Origin of the sequence: Streptomyces ferrugineus, assembly GCF_015160855.1 — a bacterium.
In the GTDB taxonomy this organism is placed as follows: domain Bacteria; phylum Actinomycetota; class Actinomycetes; order Streptomycetales; family Streptomycetaceae; genus Streptomyces; species Streptomyces ferrugineus.
The window spans coordinates 586,703-602,611 of the sequence record NZ_CP063373.1 but is presented as its reverse complement, the minus strand read 5'-3'; the positions used below and the strand labels follow the sequence as shown (position 1 = coordinate 602,611).

General features: G+C 69.8%; 15 protein-coding genes. 12 read left to right on the top strand and 3 right to left on the bottom strand.

Translation table 11 applies throughout. The features are described from left to right. Positions 1–99 precede the first annotated feature (99 nt). From IM697_RS02830 to IM697_RS02790, 9 genes are all read left to right on the top strand, one after another. On the top strand, positions 100–2,475 hold the full coding sequence (locus tag IM697_RS02830) for an RNA degradosome polyphosphate kinase (RefSeq protein ID WP_194044374.1): 2,376 nt from the start codon (positions 100–102) through the stop codon (positions 2,473–2,475). Continuing rightward, a complete protein-coding gene (locus tag IM697_RS02825) occupies positions 2,456–3,589 on the top strand; it encodes a CHAD domain-containing protein (protein WP_194044373.1) in 1,134 nt (377 codons plus the stop codon). Before IM697_RS02830 ends, IM697_RS02825 begins: the two co-directional genes overlap by 20 nt. Before the next feature lie 25 nt (positions 3,590–3,614). After that, positions 3,615–4,037 carry an NUDIX hydrolase gene (locus tag IM697_RS02820; RefSeq protein WP_194044371.1) on the top strand — a complete coding sequence of 141 codons (423 nt, stop codon included), beginning with the start codon at positions 3,615–3,617 and terminating at the stop codon, positions 4,035–4,037. 247 nt (positions 4,038–4,284) lie between these two features. Then, a complete protein-coding gene (gene pstS, locus IM697_RS02815; protein WP_194044369.1) occupies positions 4,285–5,406 on the top strand; it encodes a phosphate ABC transporter substrate-binding protein PstS in 1,122 nt (373 codons plus the stop codon). Between the two features lie 104 nt (positions 5,407–5,510). Then, positions 5,511–6,515 carry a phosphate ABC transporter permease subunit PstC gene (pstC, locus tag IM697_RS02810; RefSeq protein WP_194044367.1) on the top strand — a complete coding sequence of 335 codons (1,005 nt, stop codon included), beginning with the start codon at positions 5,511–5,513 and terminating at the stop codon, positions 6,513–6,515. Beyond that, positions 6,512–7,576 (top strand): phosphate ABC transporter permease PstA, encoded by a 1,065-nt coding sequence (gene pstA / locus IM697_RS02805; RefSeq protein WP_194044365.1) that lies wholly within the window; start codon positions 6,512–6,514, stop codon positions 7,574–7,576. Before pstC ends, pstA begins: the two co-directional genes overlap by 4 nt. Positions 7,577–7,624: 48 nt before the next feature. Beyond that, the gene (gene pstB, locus IM697_RS02800; protein ID WP_194044363.1) at positions 7,625–8,401 is read left to right on the top strand and encodes a phosphate ABC transporter ATP-binding protein PstB; all 777 of its coding nucleotides are present in this window, start codon (positions 7,625–7,627) and stop codon (positions 8,399–8,401) included. Positions 8,402–8,808: 407 nt separating this feature from the next. Further along, entirely contained in the window at positions 8,809–9,648 is an 840-nt protein-coding gene (locus tag IM697_RS02795; protein ID WP_194044361.1) for an SCO4651 family lipoprotein, read from the top strand. Between the two features lie 110 nt (positions 9,649–9,758). Further along, positions 9,759–9,935: a hypothetical protein gene (locus tag IM697_RS02790; RefSeq protein ID WP_194044360.1), complete on the top strand. Its 177-nt coding sequence runs from the start codon at positions 9,759–9,761 to the stop codon at positions 9,933–9,935. Positions 9,936–9,943: 8 nt separating this feature from the next. On the opposite strand, the gene IM697_RS02785 is transcribed toward IM697_RS02790, so the two are convergent. Next, complete coding sequence (locus IM697_RS02785) at positions 9,944–10,306, bottom strand: metal-sensitive transcriptional regulator (RefSeq protein WP_194044359.1); 363 nt, start codon at positions 10,304–10,306, stop codon at positions 9,944–9,946. A 245-nt stretch (positions 10,307–10,551) separates the two neighbouring features. Here IM697_RS02785 and IM697_RS02780 point away from each other — a divergent pair, with 245 nt between their 5' ends. The 3 genes from IM697_RS02780 to IM697_RS02770 all read left to right on the top strand — a co-directional run bounded on the left by IM697_RS02780 (position 10,552) and on the right by IM697_RS02770 (position 14,097). Continuing rightward, a complete protein-coding gene (locus IM697_RS02780) occupies positions 10,552–11,172 on the top strand; it encodes a DUF47 domain-containing protein (protein ID WP_194044358.1) in 621 nt (206 codons plus the stop codon). Between the two features lie 9 nt (positions 11,173–11,181). After that, entirely contained in the window at positions 11,182–12,180 is a 999-nt protein-coding gene (locus IM697_RS02775; protein WP_194044357.1) for an inorganic phosphate transporter, read from the top strand. Positions 12,181–12,537: 357 nt separating this feature from the next. Then, entirely contained in the window at positions 12,538–14,097 is a 1,560-nt protein-coding gene (locus IM697_RS02770) for an FAD-binding oxidoreductase (protein ID WP_194044356.1), read from the top strand. Between the two features lie 138 nt (positions 14,098–14,235). Here the strand turns inward: IM697_RS02770 and IM697_RS02765 are convergent, their stop codons facing one another. Together IM697_RS02765 and IM697_RS02760 are read right to left on the bottom strand one after the other, a co-directional pair. Next, complete coding sequence (locus IM697_RS02765; protein WP_194038123.1) at positions 14,236–15,006, bottom strand: transposase family protein; 771 nt, start codon at positions 15,004–15,006, stop codon at positions 14,236–14,238. A 59-nt stretch (positions 15,007–15,065) separates the two neighbouring features. Then, positions 15,066–15,895, bottom strand: a protein-coding gene (locus IM697_RS02760) for an IS5 family transposase (protein WP_265582736.1) whose coding sequence is annotated in 2 segments (ribosomal slippage) — positions 15,066–15,575 and positions 15,578–15,895 — 828 coding nt in all. Because the reading frame shifts where the segments join, the coding sequence is not laid out codon by codon here. Positions 15,896–15,909: the final 14 nt, after the last annotated feature.

Sequence of the window (15,909 nt, the reverse complement as noted above, 5' to 3'; positions counted from 1 at the left end):
CGGCATCCGGTCACGTAGACGCCCGCGAGCCGCCCCCCGCTATCCCGCACGCCATGTCTCCGTAACCATTGGTTCAGACGGGCTTGCCACGCTCGGCCAATGACCGCCGCCGTGCCAGAGCCTTCACCTCCCGCGCAGGGGAGCGTGGGGAACGGGGACGCACGACGCCTCCCCGCGACGCTCCCACCCGCACTTTCCGACGCGCCCGTAAGCCTGGATGCGCGGAACAATGGGCATATGAGCCAGCCCACCAACGCCCAGGCCAAGGTCCAGCACTCGCAGCCCTCCGTGGGCTCCATAGCGGCGCACCGCCCGCACACGGTGTCGTCGGGCATGGTCTCCGACCTGGAGCCCGACATCGACGCCGACCTCGACGCCTACGAGGACTCACTCGTCGACGGGGTCCAGCTGCCCCAGGGCCGCTTCCTGGACCGGGAGCGCAGCTGGCTCGCGTTCAACGAGCGCGTCCTCGAACTCGCCGAGGACCCGAACACCCCGCTGCTCGAACGAGCCAACTTCCTGGCGATCTTCGCCAGCAACCTGGACGAGTTCTTCATGGTCCGGGTGGCCGGACTGAAGCGCCGTATCGCCACCGGTGTCGCCACCCGGTCCGCGTCCGGCCTGCAGCCCCGCGAGGTCCTGGAGATGATCTGGGCCCGCTCCCGCGAGCTGATGGCCCGGCACGCCGCCTGCTACCACGAGGACGTCGCCCCCGCCCTCGCGGAGGAGGGCATCCACCTGGTCCGCTGGAACGAGCTGACGGAGAAGGAGCAGGCCCGCCTGTTCACCCTGTTCCGGCACCAGATCTTCCCGGTGCTGACCCCGCTCGCGGTCGACCCGGCGCACCCGTTCCCCTATATCTCCGGCCTCTCCCTGAACCTGGCCGTGCGCGTGCGCAACCCCGTCACCGGCACCCCGCACTTCGCCCGCGTCAAGGTGCCGCCGCTGCTCTCCCGCTTCCTGGAGGCCTCCCCCGGCCGGTTCGTCCCGCTGGAGGACGTGATCGCCGCGCACCTGGAGGAGCTGTTCCCGGGCATGGAGGTGCTGGAGCACCACGCCTTCCGGGTCACCCGCAACGAGGACCTGGAGGTCGAGGAGGACGACGCGGAGAACCTGCTCCAGGCCCTGGAGAAGGAGCTCATGCGGCGCCGCTTCGGGCCGCCGGTGCGCCTGGAGGTCGAGGAGAACATCAACCAGGAGGTCCTGGACCTGCTGGTGCGCGAGCTGAAGATCAGCGAGGCCGAGGTCTACCCCCTCACCGGCCCCCTGGACCTCACCGGCCTCTTCCGCATCGCCTCCATCGACCGGCCCGAGCTGAAGTACCCGAAGTTCGTCGCGGGCACCCACCGCGACCTCGCCGAGGTGGAATCGGCGTCGGCGCCGGACATCTTCGCCGCCCTGCGCAGCCGGGACGTCCTGCTGCACCACCCGTACGACTCCTTCTCCACCTCCGTGCAGGCGTTCCTGGAGCAGGCGGCCGACGACCCGGACGTCCTCGCGATCAAGCAGACCCTGTACCGGACCTCCGGCGACTCCCCGATAGTCAACGCGCTCATCGACGCCGCCGAGGCCGGCAAGCAGGTCCTGGTCCTGGTCGAGATCAAGGCCCGCTTCGACGAGCACGCCAACATCAAGTGGGCGCGCAAGCTGGAGGAGGCCGGCTGCCATGTGGTGTACGGCCTGGTCGGTCTGAAGACCCACTGCAAGCTGTCGCTGGTGGTCCGCCAGGAGGGCGAGACGCTACGGCGCTACAGCCACGTCGGCACCGGCAACTACCACCCGAAGACGGCCCGGCTGTACGAGGACCTGGGCCTGCTGACGGCCGACCCGCAGGTCGGCGCGGACCTGTCCGACCTGTTCAACCGCCTGTCCGGCTACTCGCGCCGGGAGACCTACCGGCGGCTGCTGGTCGCGCCCAAGTCGCTGCGTGACGGCCTGGTCTCGCGGATCAACAAGGAGGCCCAGCACCACCGTGCCGGGCGGCCCGCCTACGTCCGCATCAAGGTCAACTCCATGGTCGACGAGGCAATCATCGACGCCTGCTACGGCGCGGCCCAGGCGGGCGTGCCGGTCGACATCTGGGTCCGCGGCATCTGTGCGATACGCCCGGGCGTACCCGGACTGTCGGAGAACATCCGCGTCCGCTCGGTCCTCGGCCGCTTCCTGGAGCACTCCCGGGTCTTCGCCTTCGGCAACGGCGGCGAACCCGAGGTGTGGTTCGGCAGCGCCGACATGATGCACCGCAACCTCGACCGCCGTATCGAAGCCCTGGTCAGGGTCACCGACCCGGCCCACCGTGCCGCGCTGAACCGGCTCCTGGAGACCGGTATGTCCGACACCACCGCGTCCTGGCACCTGGGCCCGGACGGCGAGTGGACCCGGCACGCGACGGACGCGGAGGGCCAGCCCCTGCGCAACGTCCAGGAGATGCTCATAGACGCCCGGAGGCGCCGGCGTGGCACAGCAACACCTTGATCCGACGGACCCCACGGCCGGGGCCGTGCCGGGGGACGCCCTCGCGGGCTACCTGCGCGCCCAGGCCACGGAGTTCCTGCGCGCCCTGCGCCTGCACCGGGAGACCGGCGGCGACGCGGGTGTCCCGGCGCGAACGAGGGCGCGCCCGGGGGACAACGGCTCGGAGGAGTCCGTCGACGCGGCCCGGGCGCTGCGCCGCTCGGCCCGCCGCATCAGCGCCAGCCTGCACACGTTCCGCCCGCTGCTGGACACCGACTGGTCGGAGGCCATCCGCCCGGAACTGGCCTGGCTCTCCGGCACCCTGGCGATGGAGCACGCGTACGCGGCCCGCCTGGAGCGCCTGCTGCTGGCGCTGCACCGGCTGTCGGGGGCGACGGTGCTGCCCACGCAGCCGGGCGCGGTCGGCGCGCCCGGCGGGGCGGAGGTCCCGCAGAAGACGGAACCGGCCGACGCCGCTCCCCCGACCCACCCGGCGGCCACCCCGGAGCGCGGCAACCTCACCGTGGGCGCGGCCAAGGCGGGCGCCCTGCTCGAGCGCCAGCTCACCCTGGCCCGGACCCGCGCCCACTCCAGCGCCCTCCAGGCCATCGGCTCCTCCCGCTTCCACGCCGTCGCCGACAACATCGCCGTACTGGCCAGCGAGGTCCCCCTCACTCCGGCCGCGGCCACCGCCGACCTGCGCCCGCTCGCGGCCTCCGCCGAGGAGCGGCTCACCGACGCGGTGACGGCGCTTCCGCTGGTCACCGCGGGCAGCCCGTACAACGCGGAGGCCCTGATCCACGGCCTGTCCCCGGACCCGGCGCCGCATCCGCAGGACGCGCCCTGGCACCAGGTCCGGCTGCTGCTGCGCCTGCACCGCTACGCCCTCGAGGTCCTCCACGGCGGCACCGGCCCGGTGGACGTACGGCTGCTGGCGTCCGGCCAGGCCCTCAACCGGCACCGTGACGCCTCCGAGGCGGCGGCCGCCGCGGCCCAGGCGGCCCGCACCCCGCGTATCGCCCCGGCGACGGCCTACGCCCTCGGTGTGCTGCACGCCGACCAGCGGCACGAGGTGGAGGCGGCGCGGTTCGCGTTCCAGCAGTCCTGGCAGATGCAGACGGTAGGTACCCCCTGAAGGACCTGAAGGAGGCATACCCCCGGTGACTCACTCGGAGAACCTCACCGTGCACGCGGCCGGCTGCGTCCTGTGGCGGCGCTCGCCGGTAGACGGTGAGCTGGAGATATGCCTCATCCATCGGCCGAAGTACGACGACTGGTCGCACCCCAAGGGCAAGCTGAAGCGCGGCGAGGAGCCCCTCGCCTGCGCGCTGCGCGAGGTCGCGGAGGAGACCGGCCGCGCCGCCCGGCCGGGCGCCGAGCTGCCGACGCTGCGGTACCTCGCGAACGGCCGCCCCAAGGAGGTCCGCTACTGGGCGGCCGAGGCGGGGCCCGGCGTCTTCGCCCCGAACTCCGAGGTGGACCGCCTGTTGTGGCTGTCCCCGGCGGGCGCCCGGAGCCGGCTGACCCAGCCGAGGGACCGCTCGCTCGTGGACGCCCTGCTGGCGTCGCTCCGGCTGGCGTAGCCCCGGTCAACCCGGACAGAGCCTCGGAATACGCCCGTGTCCTCAACGTGAGCGTTCCGTTACCTCACCGCACCGTCCCCAGGGGTTCACCCCTCGTTCATTTACGCCCATCGGCGCCTTCACCTGTTCTGCCTAGTTTCGGCCGTGCACGATGACGGATCGCGCCCTCGGGGGACGCGTTCCTCGTCACCCAGTCTTCGCACGCCGCCGAATTCAGGACGGCGGCTCCTGGAAGGAACTCCCTCAAGTGAAGCTTCAGCGCAAGAACCGGCGTGCCCTCGCCCTCGGCGCTCTCGCCGTCTCCGGCGCCCTGGCCCTCACGGCGTGCGGCTCGGACGACACCGGCGGCGGTGAGGGCGGCGCCTCCACGCCCGCCAACGCCGCCAAGATCGACTGCGGTGACGCCAGCGGCCAGCTGCAGGCGTCCGGCTCGTCCGCGCAGAAGAACGCGATCGACGCGTGGGTCGCGCAGTACACCGCGGCCTGCAAGAACGTACAGATCAACTACCGCCCCGACGGCTCGGGCGCCGGTATCACCGCCTTCACCCAGGGCCAGACCGCGTTCGCCGGTTCCGACTCCGCGCTGAAGCCGGAGGAGGTCACGGCCTCCAAGAAGGTCTGCAGCGGCGGCCAGGGCATCGACCTGCCGATGGTCGGCGGCCCGATCGCCGTGGGCTTCAACGTCCCGGGTGTCGACACCCTCGTCCTGGACGCCTCGACCCTCGCCCAGATCTTCGACAGCAAGATCACCAACTGGAACGACCCGGCGATCGCCAAGCTGAACCCCGAGGCGAAGCTGCCCGACCTCAAGATCCAGGCCTTCCACCGCTCGGACGAGTCCGGCACCACGGACAACTTCACCAAGTACCTCAAGGCCGCCGCGCCGAAGGACTGGGGCTACGAGCCGGGCAAGTCCTGGGAGGCCAAGGGCGGCCAGTCCGCGCAGGGCTCCTCCGGCCTGGCCCAGCAGGTCTCGCAGACCTCGGGTGCGATCTCGTACTTCGAACTGTCCTACGCCAAGGACATCAAGACCGTCGACATCAAGACCGAGGCCCCCGACCCGGTCAAGGCCACGATCGCCAACGCCACCGCGGCCATCGGCGCCGCCAAGGTCGTCGGCACCGGCAAGGACCTGGCGCTGGAGCTGGACTACACGCCGGCCGCCGAGGGCGCCTACCCGCTCGTCCTGGTGACCTACGAGATCGTCTGCGACAAGGGCAACAAGGCGGAGTCCCTGCCCGCCACCAAGTCCTTCCTGAACTACATCGCGTCGGAGGACGGCCAGGCCCTTCTGGAGAAGGAGGGCTACGCCCCGATGCCCGAGGAGATCATCACCAAGGTCCGCTCCACCATTTCGGGCCTGAGCTGACCTGAGCGTGCGGCCCGGCCCCGAACGGGTCGGGCCGCACCGTCCGGTGCACCGCCGCCAGGAGCCCCCGAACAAGCGGGCGGCTCCGCAGACCGGAGAACCCGATGGACATATCCACACAGAACACAAGCGCTCCCCCCACCCCCGAGCCACCCCAGGCAGAACAGAAGCGCGCCGCCCGTGGCGCCACCCGCCCCGGAGACCGGATCTTCCTCGGGCTCTCCCGCGGATCCGGCATCCTTGTGCTGGTCATCATGGCCGCCATCGCGGTCTTCCTCTCCTACCGCGCCGCCCTCGCGATCAGCAAGGACGAGGCCAACTTCTTCACCACCTTCGAGTGGAACCCCAGCGGCATCCCGCCGCAGTTCGGCATCGCGGTCCTGGTCTACGGCACCATCGTGTCCTCGATCATCGCCATGGTCATCGCGGTCCCGATCGCGGTGGGCATCGCGCTGTTCATCACGCACTACGCCCCGCGCAGGCTCGGCGGCCCCATCGCGTACGTGATCGACCTGCTCGCCGCGGTGCCGTCCATCGTCTACGGCCTGTGGGGCTTCATGGTCCTCGTACCGCACCTGGACGGGCTCTACGGCTGGCTGGACGAGTACCTCGGCTGGACCGGCATCTTCGAGTGGAACGGCGGCGCCCCCCGCTCGATGCTCACCGTCGGCATCCTGCTCGCGATCATGATCCTGCCGATCATCACCAACGTGAGCCGTGAGGTGTTCCGGCAGGTTCCGCGGATGCACGAGGAGGCCGCCCTGGCCCTCGGCGCCACCCGCTGGGAGGTCATCCGCATGTCGGTGCTGCCCTTCGGCCGCTCCGGCGTCATCTCCGCCTCGATGCTCGGCCTCGGCCGCGCGCTCGGCGAGACCATGGCCGTCGCCATGGTGCTGTCCCCGAGCTTCGACATCAACGCCAGCCTGCTCGACCCGGGCGGCGGCACCTTCGCCCAGAACATCGCCAGCAAGTTCAACGAGGCCACCCCCATGGGCCGGGACGCGCTGATCGCCTCCGGTCTGGTGCTCTTCGTCATCACCCTGCTGGTCAACGGCGCGGCCCGCATGATCATCGCCCGCCGCAAGGAGTACTCGGGGGCCAACGCATGAGCAACGCAACCCTCTCCGGCAAGCGTCCGAGCTCCCTGCGCGGAGCGACCCTGCCCAAGTGGTTCCCCTACCTGGTCGCCGCCGGCTCCGTCGCCCTGGGCCTCGGCATCAGCGCCGCGGCCGGGCTGGACAGCAGCATCCAGTGGGCCCTGATCGCCGCGCTGCTGTTCGTCCTCGGCACATACGGCATCTCGGCCCGCGTCGAGGGCCGCCGGCAGGCCAAGGACCGCGTGGCCACCAGCCTGGTGTGGGTCGCCTTCCTGCTCGCCGTCATTCCGCTGGCCTCCCTCGTCTGGGAGACCGTCAAGCGCGGCGTGAAGGTCCTCGACGGCTACTTCCTCACCCACTCGATGGGCGTGGTCACCGACACCGAGCCGGGCGGCGGCATCTACCACGCCCTCCTCGGCACCCTCGAGCAGGTCGGCCTCGCCACGCTGATCTCCGTGCCGGTGGGTGTGCTGACCGCGATCTACCTGGTCGAGTACGGCCGCGGCAAGCTCGCCAAGGCCGTCACCTTCTTCGTCGACGTCATGACGGGTATCCCGTCGATCGTCGCGGGTCTGTTCATCCTCAGCCTGTGGATCGTGATCCTGGGCATGGGCTACTCCGGCTTCGCCGGCTCGATGGCCCTGTCGATCCTGATGATCCCGGTGGTCGTCCGCTCCACCGAGGAGATGCTCAAGCTCGTCCCGAACGAGCTGCGCGAGGCGTCGCTGGCGCTGGGCGTGCCGAAGTGGCGCACCATCCTGAAGGTGGTCGTGCCGACGTCGATCGGCGGCATCACCACGGGTGTGATGCTCGCGATCGCCCGTATCACCGGCGAGACCGCTCCGGTGCTGCTGCTGGTCTGGGGTACGAACTTCATCAACTCCAACCCCTTCTCCGACCCGCAGGCCTCGCTGCCGATGTACATCTACCTCCAGTGGGCGAACAGCGGTGGCTCCGGAGCGGCGTACGACCGCGCCTGGGCGGCGGCACTGACGCTCATCGCCTTCATCATGATCCTCAACCTCGGCGCCCGCGGCATCGCCCGCTGGAAGGCCCCGAAGACGGGCCGCTGACGCGGCCATCGACGAACAGTCAGCGACCCGAAAGAAGCAGTGATTCCCATGGCCAAGCGCATTGATGTCAGCGGCCTCAACGCCTACTACGGCTCCTTCCTGGCCATCGAGGACATCTCGATGACCGTCGAGCCGCGCTCCGTGACGGCCTTCATCGGCCCGTCCGGCTGCGGCAAGTCCACGTTCCTCCGCACCCTCAACCGCATGCACGAGGTCACGCCGGGCGGGCGGGTCGAGGGCAAGGTCATGCTCGACGACGAGAACCTGTACGGCACCGGGATCGACCCGGTGGCGGTGCGGCGTGAGGTCGGCATGGTCTTCCAGCGGCCGAACCCCTTCCCCACCATGTCGGTCTACGACAATGTGGCGGCCGGTCTGAAGCTGAACGGCTCGTACAAGAAGTCGCAGCTGGACGACATCGTCGAGAAGTCCCTCAAGGGCGCGAACCTCTGGAACGAGGTGAAGGACCGCCTGAACAAGCCGGGCTCCGGTCTCTCGGGTGGTCAGCAGCAGCGTCTGTGCATCGCCCGGGCGATCGCGGTGGAGCCGAACGTCCTGCTGATGGACGAGCCGTGCTCCGCCCTGGACCCGATCTCGACCCTCGCCATCGAGGACCTGATCGGCGAGCTGAAGGAACGGTTCACGATCGTCATCGTGACGCACAACATGCAGCAGGCGGCGCGTGTCTCGGACCGCACGGCCTTCTTCAACCTGGCGGCCGTCGGCCAGCCCGGCAAGCTGATCGAGATCGACGACACGGAGCGCATCTTCTCCAACCCGTCGGTCCAGGCCACGGAGGACTACATCTCCGGCCGCTTCGGCTGACAGACCCCTCGCGGTGCTGCATGGCGGTGCCACCGCGAGGCAGATAAAGGGCCCGCCCCCTGGCTCCCGGGGGGCGGGCCCGTGTCTTTGTTCGCCGGGATCTCAGGCCGTCGTGTGCCCGGCGGCATCGTCTCGGGCCAGGCTTCGCGCGCGTCTCGCGGGGCCCCGCCAGCCGCAGGTGCAGTGGGCCGTGCAGAAGGCACCCTTCTCGACCGTCGTCGTGCGGTGGCCCGAGGGGGTGCTCTGTTTGCCGGGGGAGGTCGGTCCGTCCTGCTGCACCACACCGGCAACGTTACCCAAGGCAAGTAAGTGCGACTCCTCGCCATGCGTGACGGGGGCACCTACCCGTCGTTAACCGGAACGACAGGGGGCCCGTGACAAACGTACCGGCTGGGGGTAGGCAGGCGATGACGGAGCGGCAGCAGCACAGGCGGATGCGCGGGGCGGGCGTTGCGGCCGGGGTCTTGTGTGCCTGCCTCGCCGGCAGCGGGTGCGCGGAGCAGGGCGCCGCGGCCGAGGACGCGCACGGCGAGGGGGCCGTCCAGGTCGTACGGCGAGCGGCGGACGCCCTCGTCGAGGCCCGCAGCTCCAAGGCCCACACCTCCATGGAGATGGCCACCGGCGGCACCCGCGTCACCATCCGCGGCGAGGGCGTGTACAACTTCCGCAAGCAGCTCGGGCGGCTGAAGGTGCTGCTGCCGCAGGATCCCGCGGGCGCCACCGCACAGCGGCCGATCATGGAACTGCTCGCCCCCGGCGCGCTGTACATGAAGAACCGCGGCGCCGGCGTACCGGAGGACAAATGGGTGCGCGTGGACACCCAGACGCTGTCCGACGGGAACCTCGTCACCGGCGGCGCCACCGACCCGTTCGCCGCCGCCGAGGTGCTGCGCGGGGCGCGGAAGGCGGCGTACGTGGGCGAGGAGAAGGTCGCCGGCACGGCGGTGCGGCACTACCGCGGCACCGCTGACCTGGGCATCGCCGCCGAGGAAGCCTCCAGGGGGAACGCGCAGGCCCTGGCGGCGGCGGCGAAAGGGTTCGCCACGGACCAGGTCCCGTTCGACGTCTTCCTCGACGAGGACGGCCGGATCCGCAAGGTCCGCCACCGCTTCAGCTTCGTCAACGGACAGCAGGACGGCGCCGTCGCCGTGGCCTCGACGACCGTGCTGTACGACTTCGGGGCCCCCGCCGACGTACGGTTGCCCGACAGCGACGACATCTACGCCGGCAAGATCGCCGAGGACTGAGGGTCGGCGTCCGCGTGCGTGACGGGCGTCAAGAACTAGCCCGTCCGTGCCATGCGCGGTGCGTAGGCCGCTCCCTACTCTAGGAAGTCGGTAACGGCAGAGAAGAGGTGATGCACGTGGCTCCGGTCGGCGGTACGGCAGTTCAGGACCACGTGGCCCTCGCCGAGATCGAGCTGTGCGGAGAGCTGATCATCGCGGCCTCGGCCGCCCGCGAGGACCGGCTCAGTCTGGAAAGCATCGACGAGGTGCTGCGCGTCGCGGAGGAGCGGGACACCGCCGGTGAGTGAGGCGGACCTCACGTCCGCAGGAGGCGGCCGATCGCCTTCGTGGCCTCCTCCACCTTCGCGTCGATCTCCGCACCGCCCTTGACGGCCGCGTCGGCGACACAGTGACGCAGGTGTTCCTCCAGGAGTTGGAGGGCGAAAGACTGCAGGGCCTTGGTCGAGGCGGACACCTGCGTGAGTATGTCGATGCAGTAGACGTCCTCGTCGACCATCCGCTGCAGGCCCCGGATCTGCCCCTCGATCCGGCGCAGCCGCTTCAGATGCTCGTCCTTCTGCTTGTGGTAGCCGTGGATGCCCCGGTCGTGGTCCGTCACCACGGCCTGGGTCCCGGTCTCCTCGGAGGGCGCCGTCGCGCCGGCCTCGGTGGTCGTCATCGCGTCCTCCAGACGTAAACCGCGTATACGGCTTCACATACCCCTACTGGGTATATCGTACCGAACTTTGCTGGGTATAGGGCCTGTGGCCGATGCCGCGAACGGCCGCTGGACTGGACCACTGGGCAGCCCCCGTGCCGACCACTGTGCCTCATGGGCGACACTGGGGGACGGCCCATTAGCCGTGGCCGGATGATGCACTTAGCATCAGCCTGACCGAACCGACGCTTCTTGAGGACCCTCACGTGCGCTTTCGTCTGACCCCCCGGGAGACGAGCTTCTACGACATGTTCGCCGCGTCCGCGGACAACATCGTCACGGGCTCGAAGCTCCTGATGGAACTGCTCGGGGCGGACACCGCCGGCCGGGTCGAGATCGCAGAGCGTATGCGGGCCGCGGAACACGCAGGTGACGACGCCACACATGCGATCTTCCACCAGCTGAACTCCTCGTTCATCACGCCGTTCGACCGCGAGGACATCTACTCCCTCGCATCCTCCCTCGACGACATCATGGACTTCATGGAGGAGGCCGTCGACCTGGTCGTCCTCTACAACGTCGAGGAACTCCCCAAGGGCGTCGAGCAGCAGATCGAGGTGCTGGCGCGGGCGGCCGAGCTGACGGCCGAGGCGATGCCGAACCTGCGCACGATGGACAACCTCACCGAGTACTGGATCGAGGTCAACCGCCTCGAGAACCAGGCCGACCAGATACACCGCAAGCTTCTCGCTCATCTCTTCAACGGCAAGTACGACGCGATCGAGGTCCTCAAGCTCAAGCAGATCGTGGATGTGCTGGAGGAAGCGGCGGACGCCTTCGAGCACGTGGCGAACACGGTGGAGACCATCGCCGTCAAGGAGTCCTGAGGCCCGTCCATGGACACCTTCGCGCTGGTCGTGACCATTGCGGTCGCGCTCTTCTTCACGTACACCAACGGCTTCCACGATTCGGCGAACGCCATCGCCACGTCCGTCTCGACGCGGGCGCTGACCCCACGGGCCGCGCTGCTGATGGCCGCGGTGATGAATCTGGGCGGCGCCTTCCTCGGCTCCGGTGTCGCCAAGACCGTCAGCGAGGGCCTGATCCAGACACCCGAGGGCTCGAAGGGAATGGGCATTCTCTTCGCGGCCCTCGTCGGCGCGATCACCTGGAACCTGATCACGTGGTACTTCGGCCTCCCGTCGTCGTCCTCCCACGCGCTGTTCGGCGGCATGGTGGGAGCGGCGCTGGCAGGCGGAACGACGGTCTACTGGGACGGCGTACTGGAGAAGATCGTCATCCCGATGTTCGTGTCCCCGATCGTGGGCCTGGGCGTGGGCTACCTGGTGATGGCGGCGATCATGTGGATCTTCCGCCGCGCGAACCCGCACAAGGCGAAGCGGGGTTTCCGCATCGCGCAGACCGTCTCGGCCGCCGGCATGGCCCTCGGCCACGGCCTCCAGGACGCCCAGAAGACGATGGGCATCGTGGTGATGGCGCTGGTCATCGCCGACGTCGAGGACTACGGCGACCCGATCCCGGTCTGGGTGAAGATCGCGTGCGCCGTGATGCTCTCGCTCGGCACCTACGCCGGCGGCTGGCGCATCATGCGCACCCTCGGCCGCAAGATCATCGAACTGGACCCGCCCCAGGGCTTCGCCGCCGAGACCACCGGCGCGTCGATCATGTTCACCACGGCCTTCCTCTTCAAGGCCCCCATCTCCACGACCCACGTCATCACCTCGGCCATCATGGGCGTCGGCGCAACGAAGCGCGTGAACGCCGTCCGATGGGGCGTGGCCAAGAACATCGTCCTGGGCTGGTTCATCACCATGCCGGCAGCGGCGGCGGTGGCAGCCGGGGCGTTCGGCATCGTCCACCTGGCGTTCCTGTAGCCCCCACGCACCCCACCCGCCCCAACACCCCCCGATTGTCGAACCGCCGACCGGCACAATCCAGCCCGTCCCGCGCCCAAGGACGGACTCTCACCATCCCCCCACCCACTGGCCGCCACCTTCCAACGCCAGCCCGCGCCATCCAGCCCGTCCGGCGTTTGAGGACAAGGCCCCTTCAGGGCCGGAGCGGGGTCTGGGGCGGCAGCCCCAGTGGGGGTCGAAGGGGCAGCGCCCCTGGGGATGGGACGGGTAGGGGCGGCGGGGGCGAGAATCCCAGGGTGGGGTAACGGGTCGGCGCGTGATGGAACCCCGCCCCTCAGCACCCCGTCTCGTTCCACGTAACCCCCAGGAGGCGACATGGAACGGCGCACCTTCATCGGCGGCGGCACCGCAGCAGCCCTCACCGCCCTGACGGCAACCGCCTGCTACGGCACCGACAGCAACGGCAACAGCGCCGGCACTCGCACCCGCACCCAAACCACCGCCGCCACCCGCCCCGCCGCCCCCGCCAACTGGACCGCCCTCGCCCAGAACCTCTACGGCCCCCTCATCCGCCCGGGCGACGCCGACTGGAAGTCCGCCCACCAGCTCTACAACACCCGCTTCGACGCCCTGAAGCCCGCCGCGGTCGCCTACGTCGCCCACCCCGACGACATCCGCACCACCCTCGCCTACGCCCGCGCCCACAACCTCCGCCCAGCCATCCGCAACGGCGGCCACTCCTACGCCGGCTGGTCCTCCGGCGACAACCGCCTGATCATCGACGTCTCCAAGCTCAACCGCATCCGCGCCTCCGGCAACACCGCAGTGGTCGGCGCCGGCTCCAAGCTCATCGACGTCTACCGGGCCCTCGCCGCCAAGGGCGTCACCATCCCCGCCGGCTCCTGCCCCTCCGTCGGCGTCTCCGGCCTCACCCTCGGCGGCGGCCACGGCGTGACCTCCCGCGCCTACGGCCTGACCTGCGACAGCCTCACCCAGGCCACCCTCATCACCGCCGACGGCAAGCAGCTCACCGCCAACGCCACCACCCACAAGGACCTCTTCTGGGCCCTGCGCGGCGCCGGCAACGGCAACTTCGGCGTCGTCACGGAACTGCAGTTCAAGACCCACCCCGCCCCGCAGGCCGTCACGGCGTACATGACCTGGCCCTGGTCCAAGGCGGCCAGGCTGATCAGGTCCTGGCAGGAGTGGGGCCCGACCCAGCCCGACGAGATCTGGTCGGCCCTGAGCATCTCGGCCTACGCGGGCGGCACCCCGACCATCACCGTGGCGGCGTTCTCGCTGGGCACCCACGGCGAACTCAAGAACGCGGTGGACCGCCTGGCCGACCGCCCCGGCGGCCCGGGTCCCGCGACCAACGTCTCGATCAAGCGCCGCTCGTACGAGGAGTCGATGGAGCTGTACGCCGGCTGCTCGTCCTTCGCCACGGACGCGCAGTGCCACCTCCCCGGCTCCACCCCGGGCCGCTCCCCGCAGGGCGCGCTGGGCCGCGAGACGTACACCGCCAAGTCGGACTTCTTCGACCGTACGCTGTCCTCGGCGGGCATCCAGACGCTGCTCAAGCAGATGGAGTCGGTCCGCGGCGGCTCCGGCAGCATCGCGCTCACGGCCCTCGGCGGAGCGGTCAACCGCGTCTCCCCCACCGCGACGGCGTTCGTGCACCGCCGCTCCCGGGTGCTGGCCCAGTACATCGCCTCCTGGCGCGCCGGCACCTCGGGCACCACGGCCCAGTCCTGGCTGACGTCGGCCCACAACGCGATGCGCCCGTACGCCTCGGGCGCCGCGTACCAGAACTACACCGACCCGACCCTGCGGAACTGGCGCAAGGCGTACTACGGGGACGCGGCGACGCGCCTCACGAAGCTGAAGAAGCAGTACGACCCAGAGGGTCTCTTCACGTACCCGCAGGCGCTATAGCCGCACGACCACAAACCACAGACCACAGACCACAGACCACCGCCACCGTCAGCCCCACCGCGGCCGACGCGCTGGGCCTAAAGCGTGTTGCAGAACGCTGTGATCAGGCAGGCTGAACTGGGCGTTTGTCGCGTCTGGTCACGCGGTGAGGGCGAGGTTGTGCATGCGGGCGACGGCCTGAACGGCGTGATGGAGGCCGTCGCCGCGCTGCCGGCAGTCACGCAGGATCTTGTAATTCTTCATCCGTCCGATCACATGCTCCACACGGGCGCGGACCTTGCGGTGCTCCGCGTTGTCCTCCTCTTCGCCCTTGAGTAGCGGCCGTCCGGGGCGTTTGCGGTGCGGGACGATCAGGCCGGTGTTGAGATAAGCGCCGTCGCCGAGCACCGTCACGCCTTCGCAGTGCTCGGCCAGTCCGGAGCGCCGCCAGGCGTGCGCGTCCGCGGTGGTGCCCGGCAGCGGACGGGCCGCGGCCACCACGAGCCGGGTGTCTGCGTCCACGATGACCTGCACGTTTGCTGAGAAACGGTAGTTACGCGAGGAGGCACCCACACCTCGGTCACGGACCGGGATGAGGGTGCCGTCCACGATCCACAACCGCTCGACTGCCTCCTGCGGGGCACGTACCGGCTCGAGCGCGAGCAGCGGCCCCAGCCGCTGGATCACCCGGCACACGGTCGCCGGGGAGATGCCGAACAGCGGGGCGAGCTGCCGCATCGTGAGGTTCGTGCGGTAGTAGACAGCCACCAGCAGCACCCGCTCGGCCAGCGGAAGCCGCCACGGACGACCCCACCCGCACCCCTCACCACCACGTTCCCGAACCGCCCTTAGCAGCCGCCCGAACTGCTCAGCCCGCAGACCGGTGAACGTCTCCACCCAGACCGGCTCAGCCCTCAACACCCCACCCATGCAAGGGAAATGCCCTGATCACAGCGTTCTGCAACACGCTTTAGGTTCTGTCTCTTTGGTCAGCGTCGGGTCCAGATGAGGATGCCCGCGAGGTGGAGTGCGGCCTGGTAGGCGATCGCGAGTTTGTCGGTTCGTGTGGCCAGGCCGCGCCACTGCTTGAGGCGGTTGATGCACCGCTCGACGGTGTTCCGCTGCTTGTACGCCTCGCTGTCGAAGCCGGGCGGGCGGCCACCGAGTCGGCCTCGCCGCAGGCGGTGGCCAACTTGGTCGGACGGCTGCGGGATGACCGCACGGATGCCCCGGCGCCGCAGGTGGCTGCGGATGGCACGTGAGGAATACGCGCGGTCGGCAAGAACGGCCAGGGGCCGGGTCCGGGGCCTGCCCGGGCCAGTGCGGGGCACGCGGATGCGGGACATCACCGTCTCGAAGGCGGGTGCATCACCTGCCTGGCCTGCGGTGACGGTGAAGGCGAGGGGCCGGGCGTGGCCGTCTGCGGCCAGGTGAACCTTGGTGCTCAGCCCGCCGCGGGAACGTCCGAGCGCGTGATCGGCGGGCTCGCCGCAGTGAGCCGCCCCTTTTTGAGTGCTCCGGCAGCATGCTGGTGGGCCCGGACGACCGTGGAGTCCACCGACACCGTCCAGTCGATGTCGTCGTCGGCGTCCGCCGCCGCCAGGACGGCAGCAAGGATCATTTCCCAGGTGCCGTCGACGGCCCATCTGATCAGCCTCTTGTGAGCGGTTTGGAATGAGCCGAGCTCGTCGGGCAGGTCCCGCCAGGGCGAGTTGGTGCGGTACTTCCACGCGATGGCCTCGAGCGTTCGGCGGTGGTCGGCCCATCGCCGTCCGCGGACCGGATCGGCCGGCATCAGCGGCTCGATCCGGTCCCACATCGCATCAGTGATCA

Bases quoted from the DNA above. Each gene is read 5' to 3' on its own strand.
- IM697_RS02830 (WP_194044374.1), top strand. From the start codon at position 100: ATGACCGCCGCCGTGCCAGAGCCTTCACCTCCCGCGCAGGGGAGCGTG.
- pstC (WP_194044367.1), top strand. From the start codon at position 5,511: ATGGACATATCCACACAGAACACAAGCGCTCCCCCCACCCCCGAGCCA.
- pstA (WP_194044365.1), top strand. From the start codon at position 6,512: ATGAGCAACGCAACCCTCTCCGGCAAGCGTCCGAGCTCCCTGCGCGGA.
- pstB (WP_194044363.1), top strand. From the start codon at position 7,625: ATGGCCAAGCGCATTGATGTCAGCGGCCTCAACGCCTACTACGGCTCC.
- IM697_RS02795 (WP_194044361.1), top strand. From the start codon at position 8,809: ATGACGGAGCGGCAGCAGCACAGGCGGATGCGCGGGGCGGGCGTTGCG.
- IM697_RS02790 (WP_194044360.1), top strand. From the start codon at position 9,759: ATGCACGTGGCTCCGGTCGGCGGTACGGCAGTTCAGGACCACGTGGCC.
- IM697_RS02785 (WP_194044359.1), bottom strand. From the start codon at position 10,306: ATGACGACCACCGAGGCCGGCGCGACGGCGCCCTCCGAGGAGACCGGG.
- IM697_RS02775 (WP_194044357.1), top strand. From the start codon at position 11,182: ATGGACACCTTCGCGCTGGTCGTGACCATTGCGGTCGCGCTCTTCTTC.
- IM697_RS02770 (WP_194044356.1), top strand. From the start codon at position 12,538: ATGGAACGGCGCACCTTCATCGGCGGCGGCACCGCAGCAGCCCTCACC.
- IM697_RS02765 (WP_194038123.1), bottom strand. From the start codon at position 15,006: ATGGGTGGGGTGTTGAGGGCTGAGCCGGTCTGGGTGGAGACGTTCACC.